The 13182-nt window shown below is 65.7% G+C and carries 15 protein-coding genes; 4 read left to right on the top strand and 11 right to left on the bottom strand.

Annotated elements, in window-relative coordinates; genetic code table 11:
- Positions 1-92 precede the first annotated feature (92 nt).
- From FAZ69_RS09945 to FAZ69_RS09900, 10 genes are all read right to left on the bottom strand, one after another.
- Positions 93-848 (bottom strand): flagellar brake protein, encoded by a 756-nt coding sequence (locus FAZ69_RS09945; RefSeq protein WP_136893865.1) that lies wholly within the window; start codon positions 846-848, stop codon positions 93-95.
- Between the two features lie 917 nt (positions 849-1765).
- Complete coding sequence (gene flgJ, locus FAZ69_RS09940) at positions 1766-2698, bottom strand: flagellar assembly peptidoglycan hydrolase FlgJ (RefSeq protein WP_136893863.1); 933 nt, start codon at positions 2696-2698, stop codon at positions 1766-1768.
- 37 nt (positions 2699-2735) lie between these two features.
- The gene (locus FAZ69_RS09935) at positions 2736-3950 is read right to left on the bottom strand and encodes a flagellar basal body P-ring protein FlgI (RefSeq protein WP_136893861.1); all 1215 of its coding nucleotides are present in this window, start codon (positions 3948-3950) and stop codon (positions 2736-2738) included.
- Positions 3944-4657, bottom strand: a complete 714-nt coding sequence (flgH, locus tag FAZ69_RS09930; protein WP_136894900.1) for a flagellar basal body L-ring protein FlgH — start codon at positions 4655-4657, stop codon at positions 3944-3946. Before flgH ends, FAZ69_RS09935 begins: the two co-directional genes overlap by 7 nt.
- Positions 4658-4715: 58 nt before the next feature.
- On the bottom strand, positions 4716-5504 hold the full coding sequence (flgG, locus tag FAZ69_RS09925; protein ID WP_136893859.1) for a flagellar basal-body rod protein FlgG: 789 nt from the start codon (positions 5502-5504) through the stop codon (positions 4716-4718).
- A gap of 22 nt (positions 5505-5526) precedes the next feature.
- Positions 5527-6285 (bottom strand): flagellar basal-body rod protein FlgF, encoded by a 759-nt coding sequence (flgF, locus tag FAZ69_RS09920; RefSeq protein ID WP_136893857.1) that lies wholly within the window; start codon positions 6283-6285, stop codon positions 5527-5529.
- Between the two features lie 57 nt (positions 6286-6342).
- The gene (gene flgE / locus FAZ69_RS09915; protein ID WP_136893855.1) at positions 6343-7584 is read right to left on the bottom strand and encodes a flagellar hook protein FlgE; all 1242 of its coding nucleotides are present in this window, start codon (positions 7582-7584) and stop codon (positions 6343-6345) included.
- A gap of 31 nt (positions 7585-7615) precedes the next feature.
- Positions 7616-8329 carry a flagellar hook assembly protein FlgD gene (locus FAZ69_RS09910; protein WP_136893853.1) on the bottom strand — a complete coding sequence of 238 codons (714 nt, stop codon included), beginning with the start codon at positions 8327-8329 and terminating at the stop codon, positions 7616-7618.
- 13 nt (positions 8330-8342) lie between these two features.
- Positions 8343-8768, bottom strand: coding sequence for a flagellar basal body rod protein FlgC (gene flgC, locus FAZ69_RS09905; protein ID WP_136893851.1), 426 nt, complete (start codon positions 8766-8768; stop codon positions 8343-8345).
- A 68-nt stretch (positions 8769-8836) separates the two neighbouring features.
- Positions 8837-9337, bottom strand: coding sequence for a flagellar basal body protein (locus FAZ69_RS09900; RefSeq protein WP_136893849.1), 501 nt, complete (start codon positions 9335-9337; stop codon positions 8837-8839).
- Between the two features lie 216 nt (positions 9338-9553).
- Here FAZ69_RS09900 and flgA point away from each other — a divergent pair, with 216 nt between their 5' ends.
- The 3 genes from flgA to FAZ69_RS09885 all read left to right on the top strand — a co-directional run bounded on the left by flgA (position 9554) and on the right by FAZ69_RS09885 (position 12098).
- Complete coding sequence (gene flgA / locus FAZ69_RS09895) at positions 9554-11032, top strand: flagellar basal body P-ring formation chaperone FlgA (RefSeq protein ID WP_136893847.1); 1479 nt, start codon at positions 9554-9556, stop codon at positions 11030-11032.
- A gap of 128 nt (positions 11033-11160) precedes the next feature.
- Positions 11161-11508 carry a flagellar biosynthesis anti-sigma factor FlgM gene (flgM, locus tag FAZ69_RS09890; protein ID WP_136893845.1) on the top strand — a complete coding sequence of 116 codons (348 nt, stop codon included), beginning with the start codon at positions 11161-11163 and terminating at the stop codon, positions 11506-11508.
- 155 nt (positions 11509-11663) lie between these two features.
- Positions 11664-12098, top strand: coding sequence for a flagella synthesis protein FlgN (locus FAZ69_RS09885; protein ID WP_136893843.1), 435 nt, complete (start codon positions 11664-11666; stop codon positions 12096-12098).
- 58 nt (positions 12099-12156) lie between these two features.
- Here the strand turns inward: FAZ69_RS09885 and FAZ69_RS09880 are convergent, their stop codons facing one another.
- Positions 12157-12981: a fimbrial protein gene (locus FAZ69_RS09880; RefSeq protein WP_240702170.1), complete on the bottom strand. Its 825-nt coding sequence runs from the start codon at positions 12979-12981 to the stop codon at positions 12157-12159.
- Between FAZ69_RS09880 and FAZ69_RS33820 the strand changes: the two genes are divergently transcribed.
- Entirely contained in the window at positions 12968-13150 is a 183-nt protein-coding gene (locus tag FAZ69_RS33820; RefSeq protein ID WP_240702169.1) for a hypothetical protein, read from the top strand. The genes FAZ69_RS09880 and FAZ69_RS33820 overlap by 14 nt on opposite strands.
- The last annotated feature ends 32 nt before the right edge of the window (positions 13151-13182 follow it).

The raw sequence follows: 13182 nt of genomic DNA, 5'->3' as shown, positions 1-13182 counted from the left end.
CGGGCAAAGCGCGGATAAGCGTGTGAATCGATCGCCAATTCTCCACCCGCTCGAGCGAGCAGGCGGAGAAGGCGTGGCGGATCGGGAGGACGTCAGGCGCGCACGAGCGAGCGGCGCTTCATTTCGAGCTGGGTGATGAGGCGCTGCAGCGTGTTCTCGGCGCTGCCCGGCAGCGACATGAAGCGGAAGCCGAGCTGGTAGCGGCGCATGCCGTTGGGCATGTCCGACGAGCGATGCGAGACGAGCTGCAGGTCGAGCGAGAGCGTGCCGTGCGTGTTCAACAGCACCTCGACGCCCTCGATCAGCGTGCCCATCGGCATCTCGGCGACGCGCTCGTCGGTGGTGCGCACTCCGATGCCGCCGAGCGACAGGTCATGGACTTCGAAGCGGAAGGTGTCGCCGTCGGGCAGGCGGCCTTTGCAGACGTACGGGTCCAGGATCGGCGCATCGACGCGGAAATACTCGCGCCGCTGCACGTAATAGAGCACTTCGGGAAACGACGCCTCGAACGCAGGCAGGCCTTCGAAACGGGTCTCGCGCGGCGTGCCGGTGGTGAACTCGACGCGCACGCCTTCGGGCGATGCATGGAACATGCAGCGCTGCGCGGCCAGCATCCCTTTGTTCTGCTCCGCGAGCGCGCCCCAGTCGAACACGAACACGCGCTCGCGCGCGTCGACGTCGAGAATGCGCGTGACGAGCTGCCCGCCGTTGTACTGGACGGTCAGGAAATCGCCGCGGTTGAGGAGGTTGCGCAACTGCACGCCGATTTCCAGCGGATTGCGACGGCCGAAATCCGGACCGGAATCCGCGGATTCCTCCGGCGTCTGTTGCGACTGATTGATTTCCATGGGCTTGCCGGTATTCCGTTCTCTCGCGGGCACGCCGTGGGGCTTGGTGGCGCGCATATAGGCCGGACTCGTGCGGAATCCGACACTTGGTCTCTCTGATTAGCGGCAGCTAACCGGCGAAGTTTATAGCAAATATTGAAAATTTTTGGCTGATGCGGGTGCCGGGAACGGTCCGGCTGGCTGGGCTTCAGCAAATGGGCGCGGCGGCCCGAGACATATTTGGATCGCTCGCGGCGCCAAATCGCGCTTAGATCCTGACTATAACCTTTCATCGCTGGGCGATTTTGCCTGCGGCTCTTGGTTTCTTTTGCTAAGGTTTTCGCGAAAACTTTGATTTCGCGCCGGTGCGTATAGTCCGTCCCTCCCCGGGACCGGGGTCACTTTTGTCCTTGCCAAAAGTAACCAAAAGCGCGTCCTCGGCGGACGGCCTTGGCCCGTTAGCACTCAGTCCTGTCAGCGGTAGCGGTCAATGGGCTACCGCTATCGCTCGCCGTACGTCCCGTTAGCACGCGGCACGGAACGGCCCCGCGACGAAGCAGATGGAAGGCATCGGTTTGGCCGCGCCCTATGTCACCCACGATTGAAAGTCAGCAGGAGCGCATGAAGCATGCATCGCAAGACAAGCGCCTTCGGACCTTGCCTGACCATCAGTATTGGTTTGATTCGACTCTGCGCACTTCAGTGCCGCGTGCTAACGGGACGTACGGCGGGCGGTAACGGTAGCCCCCAGAACGCTACCGCCAACAGCACTGCGTGCCTCCGAGACAGGCCGTCCGCCCAGGACGCGCTTTTGGTTACTTTTGGCAAGGACAAAAGTGACCCCGGTCCCGGGGAGGGACGGACTATACGCACCGCCGCGAATTCAAAGTTTTCGCGAAAAAACAGGCGAAAGAAACCAACCGCCGTATGACAAACCCTCAAACCATCTGCTGCATGATCGAAATAAGCTTCTTCGCGTAGTGCGGATCGGTCGCATAGCCCGCGCGCTGCATTCCGTGCGCGAAGCTCTCCGCGTCGTGCGACGAATTCATCACCGACGCATAGCGCGGGTTGTTCTTCAGCACCTTCGCGTAGTCCGTCATCGCGTCCTGGTACGAGTCGTAGGCGCGGAACTTCTCGATCACGCGATGCGGCTTGCCGTTCACGTACTCGGTCGTCAGCGTCGACACCGTCTTGCCGGTCCAGTCCTTGGTCGCCTTGATGCCGAAGATGTTGTGGCTCGTCGTGCCGTCGGCCTTCTTGATCTCGCTCTTGCCCCAGCCAGATTCGAGCGCCGCCTGGCCGATGATGAAGCGCGCCGGAATGCCGGTCGCCGCGCTCGCCGCCTGCGCGGGCTCGGCCAGCTTGTCGACGAACGAATCCACCTTCGGCGAAGCGCCGTTGCCGCGCAGCGGCGGCGTCAGCGCGCTGTTGGCCGAGTAGCCCTTGCCGGACGCGAGCGAGCCGTTCGCCTGCGCATTCGCAAACGCCTTCGAGAGCGCGTTCAAGGCGGTGTTGCTCCCTTCGTTGCCCGCGCCGGCCTGCATGCCCGAGTTGCGCATCAATTGCTTGAGCATCATGTCGGCCACGCCGATGCCCTTCGACGACATCTGCTGCGAGAGCTGCTGGTCCATCATCGACGTGAACTGCGCGGTGTCGTTCGAATCGAGCGGGCTGTCCTGCGGCGTCGCATCGCGCATGCTCTTCAGCATCATCTGCGTGAACACGGCGTCGAACTGCTGGGCAGCCATCTTCAGGCCGGCCTGGGGCGACGCGTTGGCCTGCGCGCGCAATGCGTCGAAGCCTTGCGTGTCGAGCGCGAAGCGCTGCGACAGGTCGAGTGCGGCATTGTTTGCGTTCGAGTTATCCATCATCCGTCCTTCTTGGTTCTTTGCTGCTTACAGCTGCTTAGATGATCTCGAGGTCAGCCTGTAATGCGCCGGCGGCCTTCATCGCCTGCAGGATCGACATCAGGTCGGCCGGCGTCGCGCCGAGCGCGTTGAGCGCCTTCACCACTTCGGCGAGATTCGCGCCGGCGGTCAGGAGCTTGAGCGCGCCGTTGTCCTGCTTTAGTTGGATCTGCGATTGCTTCGCGGACACCGTCGTGCCGTTCGAGAACGCGCCGGGCTGGCTCACCACGGTCTGCGTGTTCACGACCACCGACAGGTTGCCGTGCGCGACCGCGCAGCTTTGCAGCGTCACCATCTGGTTCATCACGATCGAGCCCGTGCGCGCGTTCAGGATCACCTTCGCGGCCGCGAGCGCCGGCTTCACATCGAGGTTCTCGAGCTGCGCCATGAACGCGACCTGCTGCGCCGGATCGGCCGGCGCGCGCAGCTGGATCGTGCGGCCGTCGAGCGGCGTCGCCGTGCCCTGGCCGAACGCGTTGTTGACCGCGGCCACGACGCGCTGCGCGGTGTCGTAGTCGGTGTCGTTGAGCTCCATCTGCATCATGCCGCCGGCGTCCATCACGCGCGTCTGCACGGCGCGCTCGACGATTGCGCCGTCGGTGATGCGGCCCGCAGCCAATTGATTGACCTGGACCCTGCTGCCGTTCGCGCTCGCGCCCGCGCCGCCCACCGCGACGTTGCCCTGCGCGAGCGCGTAGACCTGGCCGTCCGCGCCCTTCATGGGCGTCAGCAGCAGCGTGCCGCCGCGGATGCTCTTGGCGTTGCCGAGCGACGAGACGGTCACGTCGATCGCCTGCCCCGGCCGTGCGAACGGCGGCAGCGTGGCCGTCACCATCACCGCGGCGACGTTCTTCAGCTGCATGTTGTTGAGCGTCGAGCTGCTGCCGCTGGTGCCGCCGATCTGCTGGTTGTTGATCGAGATGCCGAGGTTCGCGAGCATGTTCGCGAGCGTCTGCGTCGTGAACGGCGTCTGCGTGGTCTGGTCGCCCGTGCCGTCGAGGCCGACGACGAGGCCATAGCCGATCAGCGGGTTGTCGCGCACGCCCTGGATCTGCGCGAGGTCTTTCAGGCGCTCGGCATGCGCGTCGGCAGCGAAGAACGCGGCGCCGAAGAGCGCGGCGCAGCCCAGCACGAACATCAGGAAGGCTGCGCCGAAGGCGCGCATCCGCCGCGCCGCGCGAGAAATGGAATTCGAGCTCATCACGGTCACCATGGCGCAATGTTCAGGAAGAAGCGCTGCAGCCATCCCATGGTCTCGGCTTCGTCTATGTAGCCCTTCGCGGAGTACTCGATCTTCGCGTCGGCCACCTGGTTCGAGAACACGCTGTTGTCGCCCGCGACCGTGTTCGGGTTCACGACCCCGGAAAAGCGCACGAACTCGTTGCCCTGGTTGATGAGCATCTGCTTCTCGCCGCTCACCACGAGGTTGCCGTTGGGCAGCACGTTCGTGACGGTGACGGTGATCACGCCGTTGAACGTGTTCGACGCGTTCGCGCCGCCCGAGCCCGAGAACGTGTTCGCCCCCGACGCGTTGAGGTTCACGTGGTTGAAGAGGCCGCTCAGGAAGCCGGCGGTCGGCACAGAGATGTTGGTCGTGCCGTTGCGCCCCGCGAGCGCGGCCGACGACTTGGTCGCGTTGATGTTTTCCGCGATGACGATGGTCAGGATGTCGCCGACGTTGCGCGGACGCTGGTCCTCGAACAGCGGGTGCCCGGCATAGCCCGGGTTGTAGATCGAGCCGGGCGGGTTCATCTGCGGCGGCATCGGCGGGGTGGCTGTCATCGGCTGCTGCGTGATCGGCTCCTTCTTGAGCTGCGCGCAGCCGCCGAGCACGCCTGCCGCCACTACACCGGCGAACGCGAGCATCGAGGCTGCGCGCAACGCGCGCAGGGGAACCGGAATACGAGAGAGCTGCGACATCTTGATTACCACCGCCTTATTCATTGCCTAAATCGCGAAACCCGCCGTCAAACCCGCGTCAGACCTGCATCTGGCTCAAGGTCTGCAGCATCTGGTCCGACGTCGTGACGGCCTTGCTGTTGATCTCGTACGCGCGCTGCGTCTGGATCATGTTGACGAGCTCCTGCACGACGTTCACGTTCGACGCTTCCACGTAACCCTGGCTGAGCGTGCCCGAGCCGTTCGAGCCCGGCGCGGAGACGGTCGGCGCGCCCGACGAAGCCGTTTCCGACAGCAGGTTCTCGCCTTTCGACTCCAGGCCGGTCGGGTTGATGAAGGTGGCGAGCTGCAGCGTGCCGACCGTCGTGTTGTTGCTCGAGCCGGGCGTCGTCACGGTCACGACGCCGTCGCTCGCGATCGTGAGCGAGGTCGCGTTCGCGGGAATCGTGATCGCCGGGATCACCTGATAGCCGCTCGAGGTCACGAGCTGGCCCTGCGAGTTGGTCTGGAACGAGCCGTCGCGCGTGTAGGCGGTCGTGCCGTCCGGCATCTGCACCTGGAAGAAGCCGTTGCCGTTGATCGCGACGTCCTTCGAGTTGCCGGTCTGCTGCAGGTTGCCCTGCGTGTGGAGACGCTCGGTCGCGACCTGCTGCACGCCGGTGCCGACCTGGCTGCCGGAGGGCAGCTCGGTCTGCTGCGTCGAGTTCGCGCCCGGCTGGCGCAGCGTCTGGTACATCAGGTCCTCGAACACCGCGCGCGAGCCCTTGAAGCCGTTCGTGCTCACGTTGGCGAGGTTGTTCGAGATCACGTCCATCTGCGCCTGCTGCGCATTCATGCCGGTGGCGGCGATGTAGAGGGAACGGTTCATTTGGGTTGTTCTCCTGTGTCGATCAGGTGAAGCTCAACAGCTGGTTCGCCGACTGGTCGTTCTGGTCGGCGTTCTGCAGCATCTTGGTTTGCATCTGGAACTGCCGCGCGTTGGTGATCATCGACACCATCGCCGCGACCGGATTCACGTTGCTGCCTTCGAGCGACTTGGGTGCGAGCGCGACGGTCTGGTCCGCGTCGGCGGGATTGCCGTCCGCCGTGTGGAACATGCCGTCGTTGCCGCGCTGGAGCGTGGCCGGATCGGGATTGACGAGCTTGATCTGGTCGACCACCACGATCGCGTTCGGCGCACTGCCCGCCAGCAGCGCCGACACCGTGCCGTCCTTGCCGATCGTGACGTCCGAGCCCGGCGGCACCGAGATCGGGCCGCCGCCGCCGACCACCGGCTGGTTGGTCGCCGTCATCAGCTGGCCGCTCGGGTCGACGTGCAGGTTGCCGGCGCGCGTGTAGGCCTCGTTGCCGTCGGCCGTCTGCACGGCGATCCAGCCCTGGCCCTGCACCGCGATGTCGAGCGGGTTGCCGGTCTGCGAAATCGGGCCCGGCGTGTAGTCGGCGCCCGGCGTCGCGGACAGCACGAACGTGCGGGTCGTGCTGTCGTTGACCGTGGTGCCGTCGCCGAACGACATCGGCGCGGAACGGAAATTCGCGAGCTGCGCCTTGAAGCCCGTGGTGGACGTGTTCGCCAGGTTGTTGGCGACGACGTCCTGCTGGGCAAGCGCCTGGCTCGCGCCCGTCATTGCGGTGTAGATCAGTCGATCCATGACTCGCTCGTTCTCGTGCGTGGTTCTCGGTGAATCGGTTCGCCGGCTAGATCGCGCTTACAGGTTGATCAGCGTCTGGTCGACGGTCTGCTGCGTCTTGATCGTCTGCGCGTTCGCCTGGTAGTTGCGCTGCGCGGTGATCAGGTCGACGAGCTGCGTGGTCAGGTCGACGTTCGACGCTTCGATCGCGCCGCCCGTCAGCGTCCCGTGGTTCGTGCTGCCCGGCGCGGAGATCTGCGGCACGCCCGACGCGGTGGTCTGGGCGAACTCGTTGCCGCCGAGATCCGTCAGGCCGTTCGGGTTGTTGAAGTTGGCGAGCACGATCTGGCCGAGCGCCTGGGTCTGGCCGTTCGAATAGTTGCCGGTCAACGTGCCGTTCGAGCCGATCGAGAAGTTCGTCAGCTGGCCGCTCGCGAAGCCGTCCTGCGCGAGGTTGTTCACGCCGTCGGCGCTGCCGTACATGGTCGTGCCCGTGAGGTTCAGCGTGAGCGACTGCGGCGTGGTGCTGCCGTCGGTCGTCGGGATCGTGAAGGTGAACTCGCCGGTGGCCGGGCTCGTCACGCCGGCGCCCGTCGCCGTGGTGCCGGTCAGCGTGCCCGACGAGTTGAACGTCATGGTGCCGAGCGCACTGATCGTGCCGCTCGACTTGCCGCCGTACACAGTCCAGGTGCCGCCGCCGTTGTTGACGAAATACATGTTGACCTGGTTCGTGCCGCCGAGCGAGTCGTAGGTCTGGATCGAGGTCGAGTAGTTGTAGGTCTGCGAGTTGGTTGCCGAGAACGGTGTGACCGTCGGCGTCGTGTCCTGCGAGTCGAGGTTCAGCTGCGCGGTGATGTTGCTCGTGGCGGTCGGCGCGACGTTGGTGGTCGGCACTTGCAGCGGCACGGTGGAGGCCGTGTTGATCACGCCGCTCGAGTTCGCCGTGTAGCCCATCAGCTTCAGGCCCTCGGCGTTGGTGATGTTGCCGTTCTTGTCGAGCTGGAACACGCCGTTGCGCGAGTACGTCAGCGTGCCGTTGTTGTTCATCTGGAAGAAGCCGGTGCCGTTGATCGCCACGTTCAGCGCCTGACCAGTCGTCGTGATCGTGCCTTGCGAGAAGTCCTGCTGCACGGCGGCGAGCTGCGTGCCGATGCCGATCTGGTTGTTCACTGAGGTGGCGATCGAATTCGCGTAGACGTCCGCGAATTGCGCCGCGCTCTGCTTGAAGCCGACGGTGTTGGCGTTCGAGATGTTGTTGCCGATCACGTCGAGATCGTTCGTCGCCGCGGCCAGACCGCTCAATCCGGTGTTGTAACCCATGACCGTTTTCCCTTAAAAAATCCGTGGTGAATTAGAGAATCCCAGCGACGCTGGACAAGTTGACCGTATTGCCGTTCGACAGCACGAGGTTCGGGGTGCCGGTCGTCTGCGGCAGAACGCCCTCGATCGTCGAGCCCGTGACCGTGGACGGCGTGGCCTGGGCGCCCGCGATCGTGGCGGTCGCGGAAATGGTGTAGGTGCCGTTGGCGAGCGTGTTGCCCGACGCATCGACCGGCTTCCAGGTGACAGGCACCGTGCCCGCCGATTCCTTGCCGAGATTGATCGTGTTGACGAGCTGGCCCGCCGAGTTCGTGACGGTGACCTTCACATCGGTCGCCGCGCCCGAGAGCGTCACGCCGAACGGCGTGATCGAGCCGCTCGACACCGACACCGAGGTGCCCGGCGTGAGCACGGTCGCGCCGATCAGGTTGGCCGACTGCGTCTGCTGCTGCGCCGTCAGCTGCGAGGCGAGCGAGGTCAGCGTCGAGTTCAGTTGGCTGATGCCCGACACCGTGTTGATCTGGGCGAGCTGGGAGGTCAGCTGCGAGCTGTCCGTCGGGTTGGTCGGGTCCTGATTCTTCAACTGCGTGATGAGCAGCTGCAGGAAGGTGCTCTGCAGGCTCGACGCGGAGCTCGAGTTCGAGGTCGAACTCGAGCTCGTGGAACTGTCCGACGTGCCGTTCACCGTGTTGATCAGGTTCTGCAAGGTGGCGCTGGTGCTGCCGATAGACGTGTTGGTGGTCACGGGCCTTCTCTCCTCAGGTACCGATCGTGAGTGTTTTCAGCATCAGGTTCTTGGCGGTGTTCAGCGTCTCGACGTTGGCCTGGTACGAGCGCGACGCCGAGATCATGTTCACCATTTCCTGCACCGGGTCGACGTTCGGCATCGTCACGTAGCCGTCCGAATTCGCCGCCGGATTGCTCGGGTCGTAGGTGGTCTTCATCGGCGTGGGGTCGTCGACGACGCCGGTCACCCGCACGCCGCCCACCTGCTGGCCGGAGGCCGTGCGCGAGCCGCCGAGCGGATCGACCGCGAACACGACCTGCTTGGCCTTGTAGGGCTGGCCGTCGGGGCCTGTCGTGCTGTCCGCGTTGGCGAGATTCGACGCGGTGACGTTCAGTCGCTGCGATTGCGCGGACATCGCCGAGCCCGCAACGTCGAAAATGTTCATCAAGGATGGCATGGCGTTCGTTGACCTCTCTTTAGTCCCCGTTGCGTGCGGTGGTGAATGGCGTTCGTTTGGTGACTCGTTCAGCTGCCCGACGTGATCGCCGCGAGCATCGACTTGATGTCGCCCGTTATCGCGGTCATCTGCGATTCGTAGTGCAGCGAGTTGTCGGCGAACTGGACGCGCTCGCTGTCGAGATCGACCGTGTTGCCGTCGAGCGCGGGCTGCTGCGGAATCCGATAGGCGAGCTGGCCGTAGTTGTCCGACGGGCCGCCCGTCGGGATCAGCTTGGCGTTGCCGGCCATATGGCCCGCTTGCGTCGTCGCCATCGACATGCCGCTCGTCACGCCCGCGGGCTGCGCGAGCGCGAGCGGCGCGGCGTTGCCGGTTGCCTGGCCGGTCGCGCCGGAAGCGCCGCTCTGCTTGAGCGCGCTCGAGAGCGCCGAGGAGAAATCGACGTCGCGCGCCTTGTAGCCGGGCGTATCGGCGTTCGCGATGTTCGACGACAGCAGCTCCTGCCGGTAGGCGCGCACGTCGAGCGACTGGCGGCCAAAGGCGAATTCCTTGTCGAGTTGGTCCAGCATCGGCGTTTCTCCGTCGAAAGCGTTTCGCAGGCGTTTCGTAGGGCCCGGCCGGATGCGCCGGCAAGAGGGCCTTTTGACATGAACTGCATCTTAGGAGCGCGGCGCAAGAGGCAATCGAACGAATAACCGGGGAAGCGCCCCTCTATTCAACGTTTGCGCGTGAGGCCCGGTCTCTAGAATGCGAGGCGTACCGATGTATTCCGATGGAGATTCGCGATGTTCTGGCCTGCAACTGACGTCACGCGCCGTGACCGCACCCGAGGTGCGGACCCGCGCCGTGCGCGGGCCGGCGCGGCGCGGACCCTGCGGCGCTGGGCGCTCGTGAGCGCCTGCCTCGCGGCATGCGGCGGCTTGCCCGCGCTTGCCGCCGCGCAGACCGAGGCGCAGGCAGGCAGCGGACCGATCGTGATCCCCGGCCCCGGCGAGACCAACCCCGCCGCCTTGCAGGCGATGGCGCAGAGCGCCGGCATGACGGCTTCGGCGCCGGCGCCCGTGCCCCCAGCGCCGCCCGTCACGCCCGTGACACGCAGCGCCTCGCGCGGTGACGATTTCGCGAACGCCGCCGCCGCAAGCGGCGCGATCGTCATTCCCGGCCCCGGCGAGCGCGGCGCGCAAGGCGCCGCTGCGAACAGCTACGCGAACAACGTGCCGGCAGTCACGATTCCCGCTCCCGTCGAACGCCCGGCCGCAAGCACGCCCGCCATCAACAACGCGATGCCGCGCGAGAGCGCCGCCGTCACCCCGCGCCAGATGATTCCGGTAATCGTGGCGTCGGCGCCGTACGCCGCGCGGCAAGCGGCGCAGCCCGTCGCGATGAGCGCGCCCGCCGACGCAGTGTCGATCGATCCGCTTTCCGCACGCGGCGAGCCGCCCGAGATCGCGTCCGGCGCGAACCCGCACTATGTTGTGCGCACCGCGCGCCCGGCCAATGCAGCCTCGGCTGCGCCTGCGCAAACCACGATGGCTGCGGCGGCGGCCCCCGCCTCACCGGCGGCGCCTGCCGCCGTCGCGCGCGCAGCGGCGCAGCAGCCTGCCCGCCCCGCGCAGCAGATCGCCGCCCCGGCCCCCGCCGGCCAGCAAGACGGCGAATCGATCCGCCAGACCGCCATCGCGTTCCTGCAGCAGCAGGCGCAGGGCCTGCCCGGCCGCGTCGCCATCCAGGTCAACCAGGTCTTCCCGCGCGGCCTCGCCGCCTGCGCCTCGCTCGAACCATTCATGCCGATGGGCTCGCGCATGTGGGGCCGCACGATGGTCGGCGTGCGCTGCGTCGGCGACCATCCGTGGACGCTCTACCTGCAGGCGCGCGTCGCGGTGCAGGGCACCTACTACCTCGCCGCCCGGCCGCTCTCGCCCGGCGACGTGCTCTCGGCCGCCGACCTCGTCGTGCGCGACGGCGACCTGACCGCGCTGCCGCAGGCCGTCATCACCGATCCGTCGCAGGCCGTGGGCGCGACGGCGCTCGTGCGCATCTCGGAAGGGCTGCCGCTGCGTCAGGACATCCTGAAGGGCGCGTCAGCGGTGACGGTCGGACAGACGGTGCGGATCGTCGCAGTCGGGCAAGGGTTCTCGATTTCGGCGGAAGGCAGCGCGATGAACAACGCCTCGCCCGGGCAGACCGTGCGCGTGAAGACCGTGGCGGGCCAGATCATCCAGGGCGTGGTGAAGGACGGAGGAACGGTCGAGATTCAGCTCTGACGTGGAAGGAAAAGGGCCGAATCCCGCGGTTTGGCGGGGCCGGATCGGCGGAAAAGGGAATCGACGATTGCGCTAAAGTTTGATTCGGGTGTGCCGTTATCACACTCAAATCATTCGGGAAGCCAATCGTGAAAATCGATTCCACCACCAATTCGAGCCTGCCGGCGTTGAAAGACGGTGCGCAGCGCACGCAGCAGGGCGACAGCGCCACGGCTGCAGCATCGAGCGCGCCGAAAGCACCGGCGCAAGGCGCGAGCGGTGCCGCGGGCGATGCGAACGTGAACTTGTCGGGTTTGTCGTCGTCGCTGCGCAGCCTCGCCGCGTCAGGCTCGGCCGATATCGACACGGCCCAAGTCGAGTCGATCAAGCAAGCCATCAAGGACGGCACGCTGAAGATCGACACGAGCAAGATTGCAGACGGCGTGCTGGAAACGGCGCGCGGCTTGTTGCAGAAGAACCCGTCGACCGGCGGCTGAGCCATGCACTGATCGCAGCAGCTGTCGGGCGGCATGCCAGCGCCGGGGTTCGCGTGCAGCACGCGAACCCCTTTTGTTTTTGTCGACCAGAGTCAGTGCTTCAGCACTGACTCGGTCCCATGCAAAGCTGAAGCTAGGACGCAAAGCGAGTTGCCATGAGAGATGCCCTGCTTGCCACTGTGATCGACGAACACGCGACGGTCGAGGCGTTCGCCTCGCTGCTCGCGTATGAAGAGAAGGCGCTCGCGGCCGTTTCGCCGCTCGAGATGCTGCCTGCCATCATCGAAAAGAAGAACGAGCTGACCGGCCAGCTCGCGTCGCTCGAAAAAGCGCGCGACGCGCAGTTGCGCGAGCTCGGCTTTCCGCCGGGCTGGAAAGGCATGGAGCTGGCCGCCGCCAACGACGAGCGGCTCGCCGGACACTGGAAGCTCCTGCAGGCCGTCGTGCAGCGCGCGCGCCGCGCCAACACCAACAACGGCCTGATGATCCGCGTGCGGATGAACTACAACCAGAGTGCGCTCGCGATCCTGCGCGGGGCTGCCAACAAGGCATCCGTGTACGGGCCGGATGGGCGCATGGCGGGCGTCTAGCCCCGCCGCTTTCCGCTGAGCCGCGGCGGCGCCCGTTCGCCGCGAACGTGCGCCGCCGTTACTTGTACGACACCACGAAGGTCGCGATGCCGTTGGCCTTGCCGGGCTTCACGGCGGACGCGGTCTGGTAGTAGCGCGCCGTCATCGGGATCGAGAGCGTCGTGTTCGCCGTCGCCACACCCGCGCTCAGCGCGGTATTGAAGCTCACCGGCGTGCCGTTCATCAGTAGCTGGATGCCCACGCCGCTTGCCGAGTTCGCGTCCGACGTGAGCGCGAGCACGCCCGGCGCGTGCGAGCTGTCCGCCGTGGCGTTGAAGGTGAGCGCCACGTTGTACGTGCCGGACGGCTGCGTGCAGTTCAAGTTGATGTGGAACGTCTTGTCCGGGGAGGTCGTGCCGATACCGGTGAACTTGTCCTCGCGCATGTCGCCGAGCGGCACGCTGATGCTGCGCGAGCCGGTGTCGATGTCGCAGGTGTAGGAAGTGAAGCTGATGTTGCTCAAGCCGCGTATGTAGTGCGGGGCTTTGCCGTTGTCGGTAGTGCCATCGATTGTGAACGCGTAAAGATCCCCCGAGGTGACCGTGCCGCTAGAGGGCGTCGCCCCCGTCTTGCGCAGCGTCAGATCCACCGTTCCGCTGACAACCGTGCCGTCGCTGATGTAAGTGCCCATATCGATCTGTGCCGCACCGCTTCCTGAATTGCCTTTGTAGGTCAGGACGAACTCAAGGCCATACGCCGACAGAACCAGGCTACGCCGCCACACGTATCCTTCGCCGGGCCAGGAAAGCAGGTTGGTCGTGCAGTTGGCTGAAAACGGTATCGACTGCTTGCTCCACAATGTCGCGCCGACAGGCGCGTCGGCGGCAATCTTGAGCGTCGGCATAGTGATCAGCGTGCTGTTCGACGCCGTGCAGTCCATCGCGTACGCGCAAGGCGTCACGGCGGCCAGCGCCAATGGCAGCAAGCACCGCTGCAACACCCGCGCGAGCCCGCCGAATATCCTTCGTTTTTCCCTCAATAAGCGCATCGCATGCCTCATTCGTTTGATGTAGTTCAACGTGCCTGCTTCCACGTCCCGCACGCC

This window comes from Trinickia terrae, assembly GCF_005144415.1.
Taxonomy (GTDB): domain Bacteria; phylum Pseudomonadota; class Gammaproteobacteria; order Burkholderiales; family Burkholderiaceae; genus Trinickia_A; species Trinickia_A terrae.
This window is presented reverse-complemented; position numbering and strand designations above follow the sequence as displayed.

Bases quoted from the DNA above. Each gene is read 5' to 3' on its own strand.
- FAZ69_RS09945 (WP_136893865.1), bottom strand. From the start codon at position 848: ATGGAAATCAATCAGTCGCAACAGACGCCGGAGGAATCCGCGGATTCC.
- flgJ (WP_136893863.1), bottom strand. From the start codon at position 2,698: ATGGATAACTCGAACGCAAACAATGCCGCACTCGACCTGTCGCAGCGC.
- FAZ69_RS09935 (WP_136893861.1), bottom strand. From the start codon at position 3,950: ATGGTGACCGTGATGAGCTCGAATTCCATTTCTCGCGCGGCGCGGCGG.
- flgH (WP_136894900.1), bottom strand. From the start codon at position 4,657: ATGTCGCAGCTCTCTCGTATTCCGGTTCCCCTGCGCGCGTTGCGCGCA.
- flgG (WP_136893859.1), bottom strand. From the start codon at position 5,504: ATGAACCGTTCCCTCTACATCGCCGCCACCGGCATGAATGCGCAGCAG.
- flgF (WP_136893857.1), bottom strand. From the start codon at position 6,285: ATGGATCGACTGATCTACACCGCAATGACGGGCGCGAGCCAGGCGCTT.
- flgE (WP_136893855.1), bottom strand. From the start codon at position 7,584: ATGGGTTACAACACCGGATTGAGCGGTCTGGCCGCGGCGACGAACGAT.
- flgC (WP_136893851.1), bottom strand. From the start codon at position 8,768: ATGCCATCCTTGATGAACATTTTCGACGTTGCGGGCTCGGCGATGTCC.
- FAZ69_RS09900 (WP_136893849.1), bottom strand. From the start codon at position 9,337: ATGCTGGACCAACTCGACAAGGAATTCGCCTTTGGCCGCCAGTCGCTC.
- flgA (WP_136893847.1), top strand. From the start codon at position 9,554: ATGTTCTGGCCTGCAACTGACGTCACGCGCCGTGACCGCACCCGAGGT.
- FAZ69_RS09885 (WP_136893843.1), top strand. From the start codon at position 11,664: ATGAGAGATGCCCTGCTTGCCACTGTGATCGACGAACACGCGACGGTC.
- FAZ69_RS09880 (WP_240702170.1), bottom strand. From the start codon at position 12,981: ATGCCGACGCTCAAGATTGCCGCCGACGCGCCTGTCGGCGCGACATTG.